The organism is Xylanivirga thermophila (assembly GCF_004138105.1).
Taxonomy (GTDB): Bacteria; Bacillota; Clostridia; order Caldicoprobacterales; family Xylanivirgaceae; genus Xylanivirga; species Xylanivirga thermophila.
In genome coordinates this window covers 1-12,402 of record NZ_RXHQ01000048.1, presented here as the reverse complement: position 1 = coordinate 12,402, position 12,402 = coordinate 1, and the positions used below count along the sequence as shown (strand labels likewise).

Below are 12,402 nucleotides of genomic sequence, written 5' to 3'. Positions count from 1 at the left end.
GCGTAGCGAAGTGCATTTTAGGCTTGACAACTTTGCTAAATGGTAAAATTTAAGATATTTTTCTTAATTATTATAGCGATTGACTTTCTGGAAGAAAAAGGTGCCAATAAAAACTTGACACACACTTGGTCCTTGTGTTACTTTACATAGATAAAATAATATGTTATTATAGATTCATAACATTCCAAAAACGTTTCCGGAAATTATTTTTTTACTCCTTACCGGAAACGTTTTTGGAGCGATGACAAGTACATTATGATGCTCTATTATAATAACAAGTCTTACTATAGACGGAGGGGTAAAATGGGAAATATATTAAACTATACAAAAGGCCAAGGTGAGTTTAAAAACTGGATCATTGAAGAATCTGATTTTGATTATCAACATCTAGGAAAATGTGAATCTATATTTTGCCAAGGCAACGGTTATATGGGTGTAAGAGCTGCTCTAGAGGAGAAATATGTTGGTGAGAAGAGAAATATGTTTGTTGCAGGTACATTTAATAAATTTGATGAAGCTGAGGTAACTGAATTGCCCAACCTGCCGGATATAACCAATGTTATAATATATGTCAGTGGTATTCGTTTCAGGATGGACAGTGGCGTTTTACATGCTTATAGCCGCAGTCTTAATTTAAAGACGGGAGAACTCATCCGTAAAGTGGATTGGGAGAGTCCTAATGGTGATCGTTTGGAATTGTGTTTTAATCGTTTTGTTTCTGTCGCAAATAGACATATAATTGGTAGCAAAGTTACAATTAAACCTTTATCTGGCGATATGAACATTTCTATTGAAAGCGGCATTGATGGTCAAGTGACTAATACAGGCTCACAGCATTTTCATGAAGGGGAAAAGCGCATCTATGATGCAACATATATGGAGATGATATCAAAAACCATACAATCTGGTGTATATGCAGCTATACATGCATCCCATGCCTTTGAAATTGATGGCAAGAAGGCTAAGGTTGATCTATTGCCTGTTATTGAACGGAGATTTCTTAGCAACAAGCTACAGCTGACCCTAAAGAAAGACAGTGTATTTACAATGGAGAAGATTTCATGTGTCCATACCAGCCGTGATCTAAAATATGAATCCATTTCTGATGATATAGTTGACAGTTTAAAAAATGATGGCCTTGAAACTATTCGCAAGGCTTATGAATTGGGATATGATGCCTTATTTAAAGAAAACAAGGATGCATGGGCGCATTTTTGGAGAGAACATGATATTAAAATAAATGCCATCAATGATTATGACCAGTTAGCTATTAGATTTGCACTATATCATCTCAATATCATGACTAAGCAAGATGACAATAGGGTTGGAATTGGTGCAAAGGGCTTAAGTGGTGAGGGATATAAGGGTCATTCATTTTGGGACACTGAGATCTTTATTCTACCCTATTTTATGTTTACACAGCCTAAGACAGCGCGAACGCTACTAGAATATCGTTTCAGAAATTTATATGGTGCCCGATTAAAGGCAAGGGAAAATGGCTTTAAAGGTGCTATGTATCCATGGGAATCTGCATGGATCGATGATGGTGAGGTAACTCCTAAATTAGGTGCTGCAGATGTTGTAACCGGAGAGGCTACTCCCATTTTGACCGGATTGATTGAACAGCATATTTCAGCTGATATTGCCTATGCGGTATGGGAATACTATATTGCTACTAGAGATCAGGAGTTTATGGATAACTATGGCTATGAGATCATTATACAAACAGCCTATTTTTGGTCAAGCAGGGTAGAGTGGAATGAAACGCTAAAACGCTATGAAATAAATGATGTCATTGGGCCGGATGAGTACAAAGAGCATGTGAATAACAATGCTTACACCAACTACCTTGCCCATTATAATATGAAGCTGGCTAAAGAGATCATCGAAGAGATGCCAAATATTAATCCGGAACTATATAAAAAGTTGGATCAAAAATTGCATCTTTCTAACATCAAAGATGAGATAGACAGGGTTATAGATGGATTATATCTGCCTAAGCCCGGGGAAGATGGTATTATTCCTCAGCACGATACCTATTTGAAGCTAAAGCATATTGATCTTACGCCATATAAGAATGCTGAAGTAGTAGGAACCATCTATAATGATTATAACATGGAACAGATCAATGAAATGCAGGTTTCTAAGCAAGCAGATCTGGTTATGTTACTATATCTCTTAGATGACCTATTTGATAAGGAAACAAAAAAGAAGAATTATCTCTTTTATGAAGAGCGTACCCTTCACGATTCTTCATTGAGTAAGTCTACCCACTGCATTTTGGCAAATGATCTTGGCTATAGGGATAGTGCATATGAATTCTTCCGTAGTTCCTGCGATATAGATCTTGGACAAAACATGAAAAGCTCGGATATGGGGATACACAGTGCGGCCATGGGTGGTATTTGGCAATGCGTAGTCATGGGATTTGGCGGCGTGAGAATAGTTGGAGATGATTTATATATATCACCCCGTCTACCTAAAGAATGGAGCGACATCTCCTTCCCATTGGTGTGGAGGGGAAATCCCATGAGGGTAACAGTTTCTCAGGATGATGTTGTCGTAGAAAACATGGGTAAAGATGCAGTATCTATATTTATATATGACACAAAGACTAGCATCTTGGCTGGACAAAAGGCGGGAGCAGAGATTAAAAGATAATAAGATTTGAGAGGGGATTTTGCAGATGCTGTATAAAGGTATTATTTTTGATTTAGATGGTGTTATTTGTCATACAGACAAATATCATTATAAGGCATGGAAAAAGCTTGCAGATCAGATAGGTGTTTATTTCGATAGGACTATCAATAATCGCCTTAGGGGTGTAAGCCGCATGGAGAGCCTAGAGATAATACTGGAAAACTATGATGGAGAGTTGACAGATGATGAAAAGAAGACCCTAGCTGAACAAAAAAACAATTATTATCGAGAGTTGCTTAATAATATGTCAAGGGCTGATCTAAGTGATGAGGTATATGATACCCTCATTGCCCTTAGACAGGCGGGTTGCAAATTGGCAATAGGTTCTTCTAGCAAAAATGCAGGATTTATACTTAAAAAGATTGGCCTGGGAGAGTTCTTTGATGCCGTTTCAGACGGTAATAATATTAGCCATTCAAAACCTGATCCTGAGGTATTCCTTAAAGCTGCAGAATATATCAATTTAGCTCCCGCCGAATGCTTGGTAGTAGAAGATGCTGAATCGGGCATTGAAGCGGCGATAAATGGTGGATTTGATAGTGCAGCGATTGGTGATGCTGTAAATTGCGTAAAGGCTATGTATACCCTAAGGAGCATAGAAGATCTAAAGGAGATAGTTATTATATAATAATAGGTTGTTTAAATAGCTTGCTGTGGTGTATTATATTAAGGTGCTATTTACTAGATTACGTGATTACGTGGAGGTAATGGATCATGGAAGAAAAAACAGTAAGCTACTCAAGAACTGTCATGTCTCAGGTGATGATGCCTGGTGAGGCTAATCATTTGGGTAATGTACATGGTGGAGAAATAATGAAGATGATGGATAACACTGCCTATGTAGTGGCAAGACGTCATTCAAGATATAATGCAGTTACTGCCAGGGTGGATGCACTGGAGTTTCACCATCCTGTATTTGTAGGGGAACTTGTAATATGCAAGGCTCAACTGGTGTTTGTAGGCAGGAGCTCCATGGAGATAAAGGTAGAGGTGGAGGTAGATGATTTAAAGTCTGATTTACCGCCAAAGCCTGCTATTAGTGCGTATTTTACCATGGTAGCCATAGATGAAAACTGCAAGCCTGTTGAAGTGCCACGCCTTATAACTGAAACACCTGCGGAGAAGCTGGCATTTGAAGAGGGCAAAAAACGTTATGATAAATACAAAAGGAAAAGACAAGAAGCCAAAACAAGATAATTATAATATAAAGAAGATGATTTCTATATCATGCGGGGTCATCTTCTTTATATCCTATAACACTTGAATTCGTGGTAAAAAAGAAATACGCGGATTTGTAAATATTTTCTTATATTATGTAATTATTTATATGCTAAAACCTAGTTGACAAACAAATTTTAATAATATATAATTATCTTAAAGACATCGGAAACGTTTCCGAACCAATATAATATATTTTATTATATTATACCTATAAAATTTACATAGGCCAAATATTTAAACTAATATACAAGAATATCATCTCAAGTTTTAGATAGGTTTTGCATAATAAATTTCTCAATGGGAGGTGAAGAAACGATTTAAAGGTGTCCTAGGTACTCAAAATTGTAAATTAATAAGGGGGTAATTATATGAAGAAGTTAATTTCATTGATATTGGTTATATCCATGACCATTGTATTTGTTGTAGGTTGTGGTCAAAAACCGAAAGAAAATGATGAAACACAGAACAACACTAAAAATGAGTCAAAGGAAGATGTTAAAAAGGATCAGGACGATAAGAAGGAAGTTGTTGAACTGCATATTCCTCATTACAAGGCTGGTCAAAATGTAGGGGGTAAGTTTTTCCTACCCCAAGTGGATAGGTTTAATAAAAAATATGAAGGTAAGTACAAGGTAATAATTGAAGAACTTCCACAGGATTCATACTTTGAAAAGATCAAACAGTTGGCTATACAAGACAAGCTCCCGCCTTTGATTGAAGGTGCAGATAAGGACTGGTTCGAGAAGGTAATCATTTCAAACAACAAATATTATGATCTATCGGACTGGTTGGACAGCAAGCCGGAGATTAAGTCAGCTCTAATTGAAGACGCACTTGAGTATAATACAAAAGACGGCAAAGTGGTATCAATGCCGCTTATAGTTACTAGACCCATAGGACTTTATTATAATTCTACCATGATGAATCCCAGCAAACGAATTGGTGAAATGACATTGGAAGAATTTGAAGGTGAATTGGGTGAAAACAAGCTTGCCTTTATGACCGCTGAAAACGCATGGACTACTTCATTGTTTTTAACATCATTGGTAGCAGCTGAAGAGGGTGGAGTTGAGATACTTAAAAAAGGTGCAGAGGAGCGGGTAACAGATTTTACATCTGATGCATGGGTAAATGCCTTTACAAAGCTGCAGAAGTTTTTACAGGAGCATGCCTCATCCAACACATTAGGTGCTGCCTATGCAGATGCAGCAAACAGCTTTATGAGTAAAAAATCTGCTGTTATATGTAATGGTCCTTGGATGGTTGGTGATTTTGCTGAAGAGGCATCTGACAAGTGGAGCAATGATTTTAATGGTGATCAGGTAAAGGGAGATATATACCCAGGAAATATTGCAGTTGCAAATGTTAATGGTTATGGTTGGTGGATCCCAAGTGGATTGCCAGAGGATGTAACTGAAGGGGCATTGGCATTCCTAGAATTTATAAATTCTCCTGAAGAGTTGGAAGCATATATGTTAGCTGAGGGTGGTACTGCACCTAATCTTACTACTTCAGAGGATTTCAATACTAAATTGAAGGAAAACCGCATTTTAAGCGAGCTATCTACAGCAGTTAATAAGGATACAAAATTGGTACCCGGCTGTACTGATATTATGCCATCTTCAATCGCAGAGCAAGAATTTCCTAAATTATTGCCTAAATTAATTGATGGATCTTTAACTCCGGAGCAATTTGCCAAGGAATTAACGGAAAAGGCAAAAGAGGCAGTTGAATAAAAGTTATTATATTATATAAATTTAAGGTCCTTACCCTAAGGGTAAGAGACCTTAAATTTTATAAAAGGAAGTGACGATATGAGAAATAAAAGGGAAAAGCTATGGATATACTTGTTTTTATTGCCCTCAATAGCGATTTTTCTATTGTTCTATTTATCACCAATAATAACGGTGCTCTATACGAGTTTTACACAATGGGACGGATATAATGCACCAAAATTTGTTGGGCTTGCAAACTATACAAAGCTATTTAGCAAGACAGAATTTAGAATATCTGTTAAGAATCTTTTATATTGGTCCCTTATAGCAGGTACCCTTCACGTAGGGTATGGTGTATTGATAGCTTTCATACTATACAGAAAACCATTTGGTTGGAAATTTGTCCGTGGGGTATTTATGATTCCAAACGTAATTTCAGTGGCTGCATGGGCAATGATCTATAGATTTATATTTAATGATGACTTTGGTGTTTTAAATAATGCAATAAGGATATTCAATCCTAATTTCAGTGTAAAGTGGTTTTATGAGAGCCCACATGCGTTTTGGGCAATAACCTTTACATGGCTTTTCTATGCCGTTGTTGTAACTTTAGTTGTATTGACCGATTTGATGGCTATTCCTAAAGAATTACATGAAGCTGCACTTATCGATGGGGCAAGTAGATCAAGGATTATATTTAATATTGATTTGCCATTATGTAAGCATGCCATTGGAACAAGTGTCATAATTTCCATTACTTCCAGGATTGCCATGTACGAACCTATTGCATTGACTACTAAAGGTGGTCCCGGTGATGATACCATGAACATACCGCTTATATTGGTAAAGGCTATCTCCGACATGAATTATGGATATGCAAATGCAGCGGCGGTAGTGATGTTGGTATTTGGAATAGTGACCCTTTATTTTATAAATAAAGTGTTTAAGATGAATGAAAGTGCTCTGTAAGGGGGTGTTTTGGTGAATATTTTGAAGAAAACTATTTATAATATATTGATATATTTGGTCTTAATTTTTACAGTAGTAATATCTATTTTTCCTATTTTGTGGGTTATTATGTCTGCATTTAAAACTAATGCCCAAATTCTAAATAGCCCATTTTCCTTGCCGACAAAGTTTGATTTTACACCATTTGTTAAGGTGTTTACACAATATAATTTCTTGAATTATACATTAAATTCTCTTTTGATTGCTACCGTTTCAACCTTTGTGGCATTATTGTTTTTTTCCATGGCAGCATATGTTATTGCAAAATATGATTTTAAGGGAAAGACGCTCTTTTATGTATTATTTACTATGACACTGCTGGTACCTGGACATACAAAGGCTCAACCTATTTTTTCATTGATAATGAAGATGAATCTGTATGATACGAAGTATGGGCTTATATTGGTTTATTTATCAAATGGTATGGCAATGTCCATGTTTATCTTAAAATCGGCATTTATGACAATACCTATAGAGTTGAATGAAGCGGCTGATATAGAAGGGGCAGGATTTTGGACTAAGTTTTGGAGCATAAATGTACCATTGGCAAAATCAGGGTTATCAACTGCCGGGATACTCATGTTTTTAGGTAATTGGAATGAATATTTCTATGCAATGCTCCTAACAAGCAGTCAAAAGCACAGGACATTGCCTTTAGCCCTCGCTTTTTTCACAGAGGCATTTTCATATGACTATACGAAGATGTTTGCAGCCCTCACCATGGTCGTATTGCCAGGTATAATCATCTATATGCTGGCACAGGAGCAGGTTCAGGCTAGTGTTGCATCTTCAGGTGTTAAAGGTTAATAGACGTATATATTGATAGATGAATACATTGTAATAGACAAAACTATGATTTAGAGGGGAATAGATGTTTGCAACTGTATCGCCTAAAGATTGGGGAATTGATGATATACCAAGTGAGGGGACGGAAAGGGCTTTTGGCCATGGGAGCCAACCCTTGACTGGACAGTGTGTGGAGATCAGTCGGTTCATCATGTAAGGGCAATGATGTTTGTTGCAGACTATATATCAAAAACATTTGACAATACAAGTGAATGCTTTTAAAATATTAATAAAATGAAGAGTTTGGAAGGATGTTTTATATGGCAACGATTAGGGATGTGGCTAAAAAGGCGGGAGTTTCAATAGCTACTGTATCCCGCGCATTTAATAATTATAAAGATATTAACGAAGAAACACGCAAAAGGATTTTTGAAGTAGCCGAAGAATTGAAATATTCTCCTAATGTTGCTGCTCGTACCCTTGTAACAAAGGAAAGCCGTATCTTTGGGTATATCATGTCCGGCCTAGAGAAGGGGGCCAGGCATAATATGGTGCAGGAAAGTTTGGTGGGTATTTATGAATTTGCCCGCTCAATTGATTATGAGATCCTCATGTTTGCAGTTGATTCCGCCATACAGCAAAATAAAAGCTATCTGCAGTTTGCAGAGGAGCATTCCCTTGCCGGTTTTGTAATACAAGGTATAAAAACCGATGATGCATATTACAAAGAGGTGGTAAAAAGTCGCATTCCATGTGTACTTATAGATCAGCCTGCCGACAGCAAGCATGTGGGATATGTATCTATAGATAACTACGAGGCGGCAAGGGAGGCTGTACAGTATCTAGTTGATAGGGGACATAAAAATATAGTCTATGTTACAGGAACTGATGTTGCGTCAGTATCCCACTCACGTTGTAAAGGATATCTATCTGTGCTGCGAGAGAATGGATTAATAATAAGGGATGATTATATCGTTAGGGGGAACTTTTCCCAAGAGGAAACGTATAGGGTTATGCTTCAATTTTTGCCCAAGCATCCTGAAGTTACTGCAATCTTTTGCGCTTCCGATCTAATGGCGATAGGAACTATATTAGCAGCAAAGGACCTTGGCATAGGGATACCCTCAAGACTTTCGGTGGTAGGTTTTGATGATATTTTGATTTCCTCATATACAACGCCGTCATTGACTACCGTTCATCAGGACTTTTATCAAATGGGATATGAAGCGGCAAAGATGTTATATGATATAGTACAGGGAGTAGATGTTCACCATATCAAAAAGGTTCCCTATAAATTCATAGTAAGGGAGAGTACTTCCTAGACGTTCGGTATAATAGGTGTTACTAAATAATAGTAGCACCTTTATTTTTATTTCATATAGTAAAATCATACTATAAAACTATATATATAGGCAGTGTTTTAGCCATCTATAATTTGGTATAATATAAATAGCTTTAAATATGACCGAATGGAGTGATATATTATTACAGAGCAGGAGATAAGACAAAATTGCCCCTCCAATGCTGTCTATAACAGGGGAAGGGATTATTATAGAGAGGGCAGAGTTAAGGATGTAGAGGTGCACTGGGATACGGGGCATGTTGAGGCTACAGTTGAAGGAAGCCAGGATTATGATGTAGTAGTGGATCTAAATCGCAATGGCGAAATTATAGATGCATATTGTGATTGTCCTGCGTATTTTAACTATGATGGATATTGCAAGCATATAGTCGCTGCCATTTTATATATAAAGGATTTGGAGTTTAGGCGTATTGTAAGGCATGATGAACATCCTGAAGTACTTATGAAATCTTTAATAGGTCTTTTTCAAAATCGCTCAGTAGAGGTTGAACGGGAACAGCTAAAGTTGGAAGTTACCCTCAATATAGAGAGGGGCAATTTCTATGGGAATGAGTTCATTTATTTTCTGGATCTTCGAATGGGACTGGATAGGCTATATGTGGTGAGAAATATAAAACAGCTTATGGAATCCATTGAGAAGAATACTCCCCTTGAATTTGGTAAAAATTTTGTATTTGATCCAATCGACCAGTATTTTAGTAAAGGGGATCAGCGTCTCATAGATTTTATATATAATATATATGACATCGATAATATGGCATATGGTACTTCTCGTACTACCTTGCTATTTAGGGACAAGTATCTCTATTTGACAGAGTCATCTATGGAGCAGTTTTTGCATTTGATGGATGATAGTACCTTAAATATTACGCTGTTTGGGCATGAATACAAAGATGTAAGGTTTATAAAGCAGGATCTGCCGGTTAAATTCAGCTTGAAGAAGGCGGGAGAAGAGCTTGAGATGGGGATGGATATACCAGAACTAACCCTGCCCCTAACAAGGGATGGAAAGTACTTTTTTTCAAACGGCAATATATATGTATTACCTAAGGCTCAAATGGAAAATCTTGCCCCATTCTTTCAAATGGTTACGACACATGGTGTTGAAAAGATAAAGATTCCAAAGGAGGATGAAGAAAAATTTGCATCATTTGTAATCCCAAATATGAAGAAGGCGGGGGAACTATTTTTAGACTCTGGGGTGGAGGAGAAATTCTATCAAAGGCCATTGGAGGCATCCATATATTTAGATAGGTTAGGAGATGACATAACTGCGTCCTTTATATTTAATTATGGGGATTATAAAATAGATCCATTTGCTCCAAAGCAGGATGTGCACGATAACTATATAGTTATTCGTGACTATGAGAAGGAACGGGATATACTTGATATATTCGAATCATCTAATTTTAGGATAAACAAGGATATGGTATATCTAGATGATGAGGAGAGTATATATGATTTTATAACAAATAGGGTGCCAAAGCTTCAGGATATGTCTACGGTATATTATTCAGATGCCTTTAAAAACATGAAGATATATGATACGTCATACTATACGAGTTCTATTCGACTTAATGAGGATTCTGATCTTTTGGAGTTCAGTTTTTCGATAGATGGTATACAAAAGGAGAAATTGCCTGAAATATTTGCCTCATTAAGGGAGAAAAAACAGTATTATCGTCTACCAGATGGTTCATTTATACCCCTCGATACGCCACAGATGCAAAATGTTTCCGATATGATGGAATATCTTGGTATAGATGATGTGGAGCTAAAAAAAGAGGCAATAAACCTTAAAAAGTATAAGGCCATGTATCTAGATGATAAGCTCAAAGGGGTGGAAGATGTCTATGTACGGCGCAATATGGCCTTTAAGAAATTGGTGGAAAACATAAGGAAACCAAAGGATTTGGATTATGAAATACCTAAATCCCTAGATGGTATTATGAGGGGATATCAAATTACAGGCTTTAAATGGTTAAAGACATTGGCAGCCTATGGAATGGGCGGTATACTTGCTGATGATATGGGCCTTGGCAAGACACTTCAGACTATTGCATTTATACAGTCTGAAAAGGAAAGGCTAAATCTCCCGTCAATAGTCATATGCCCCACATCTCTGGTATATAACTGGGAGAGCGAGGTGGACAGGTTTGCACCTTCCCTTAAGACGTTAGTGATATCAGGGACAAAGGATGAGAGGAGACAGCAGATTAGTGATATCCTAAATGCAGATATAGTGATAACATCCTATCCACTTGTACGCAGGGATATAGAACTTTATGATGATGTAGAGTTTGGCTACTGCATACTAGATGAAGCGCAGCATATAAAAAATCCAGCTTCCCTAAATGCAAAGTCTGTAAAGAAGATACGTGCCAGGGGATATTTTGCCTTGACCGGTACCCCAATTGAAAATAACCTGACGGAGCTATGGTCCATATTCGATTTTTTGATGCCGAGGTATCTTTTATCCCTCAGGAAGTTTGTTAAGATGTTTGAAAGGCCCATAGCAAAAGAAGAGGATAAAAAAGCATTAGAGGAGCTAAATAGGTATGTAAAGCCGTTTATACTGAGACGACTTAAAAAGGATGTGTTAAAGGAGCTCCCGCCAAAGATTGAAAATGTCCGCAAGGTGGATTTGACCCATGAGCAGAAGCAGATATATCTTGCATATCTGCAACAGATAAGGGGCGAAATAGAAGAGGATATAAGGATAAACGGTATAAATAGGAGTAGGATACAGATACTTGCCGGGCTTACCAGATTAAGACAGATATGCTGCCATCCAGGGGTGTTTATAGAGAACTATAATGGTGGCAGTGGCAAGATGGATGCCCTTATGGAGCTTTTGGAGGAATTAAAAGAAGGTGGACATAGGGTACTGATATTCTCCCAGTTTACTGAGGTTTTAAAACTTATAAAGGAAGAGCTCCAAAAGGTAGGTATCACATACTTTTATTTAGATGGAAGTATAAAGGCAGAGGAGAGGAGAGATGCGGTAAGATCCTTTAACCAGGGATTTAGAGATGTGTTTCTCATTTCTTTGAAGGCGGGAGGAACTGGGCTAAACTTGACAGGAGCAGATACGGTAATCCATTTTGATCCATGGTGGAACCCTGCTGTTGAAGAACAGGCTACGGACAGGGCATATCGTATAGGACAACAGAGTACAGTCCATGCCATAAAGCTTATTAGTAGGGGTACCATAGAGGAGAAAATATATGCCCTGCAACAAAAGAAAAAAGAACTTATAGATTCGGTGCTCCAGCCAGGGGAGACCTTTATTTCTAAGATGACCGAGGAAGATATACGGGAACTTTTCAATATATCATAAGCAAAAAAGAAGATGCTATATTTATATTCAGCATCTTCTTTTTTGCAATCGGTTGCGAAAATCATGTAAAAAATTATCTTTTTAAGGTGTTAAAACAAAGATAATCTTATACTTTATACTAATATTGGGCTAAAAATATATAAAGGTTCGTTGTATAATTAAATGCAACACCAAAAAAATATAGAACCATAGCGAGAAAATCATGTATAATATTTTTAACCAAAAAAAAATAATACAGTGAGGTGCTCGCTATGGCTAATTCTAATTGT

The 12,402-nt window shown here is 37.1% G+C and carries 8 protein-coding genes; all 8 read left to right on the top strand.

From position 1 onward, the window contains the following. Positions 1–303: 303 nt before the first annotated feature. Entirely contained in the window at positions 304–2,661 is a 2,358-nt protein-coding gene (locus EJN67_RS13325; protein ID WP_207208037.1) for a glycoside hydrolase family 65 protein, read from the top strand. Between the two features lie 25 nt (positions 2,662–2,686). Beyond that, positions 2,687–3,328, top strand: a complete 642-nt coding sequence (pgmB, locus tag EJN67_RS13320; protein WP_129724931.1) for a beta-phosphoglucomutase — start codon at positions 2,687–2,689, stop codon at positions 3,326–3,328. A gap of 86 nt (positions 3,329–3,414) precedes the next feature. Further along, the gene (locus EJN67_RS13315; RefSeq protein WP_129724930.1) at positions 3,415–3,897 is read left to right on the top strand and encodes an acyl-CoA thioesterase; all 483 of its coding nucleotides are present in this window, start codon (positions 3,415–3,417) and stop codon (positions 3,895–3,897) included. A 392-nt stretch (positions 3,898–4,289) separates the two neighbouring features. Then, positions 4,290–5,657: an ABC transporter substrate-binding protein gene (locus tag EJN67_RS13310; RefSeq protein WP_129724929.1), complete on the top strand. Its 1,368-nt coding sequence runs from the start codon at positions 4,290–4,292 to the stop codon at positions 5,655–5,657. Positions 5,658–5,735: 78 nt separating this feature from the next. Further along, on the top strand, positions 5,736–6,605 hold the full coding sequence (locus tag EJN67_RS13305) for a carbohydrate ABC transporter permease (RefSeq protein WP_129724928.1): 870 nt from the start codon (positions 5,736–5,738) through the stop codon (positions 6,603–6,605). A 12-nt stretch (positions 6,606–6,617) separates the two neighbouring features. Continuing rightward, complete coding sequence (locus tag EJN67_RS13300; protein ID WP_129724927.1) at positions 6,618–7,451, top strand: carbohydrate ABC transporter permease; 834 nt, start codon at positions 6,618–6,620, stop codon at positions 7,449–7,451. A 299-nt stretch (positions 7,452–7,750) separates the two neighbouring features. Then, positions 7,751–8,752 (top strand): LacI family DNA-binding transcriptional regulator, encoded by a 1,002-nt coding sequence (locus EJN67_RS13295; protein WP_165000885.1) that lies wholly within the window; start codon positions 7,751–7,753, stop codon positions 8,750–8,752. Between the two features lie 258 nt (positions 8,753–9,010). Beyond that, positions 9,011–12,133, top strand: coding sequence for a DEAD/DEAH box helicase (locus tag EJN67_RS13290; RefSeq protein ID WP_243641321.1), 3,123 nt, complete (start codon positions 9,011–9,013; stop codon positions 12,131–12,133). The last annotated feature ends 269 nt before the right edge of the window (positions 12,134–12,402 follow it).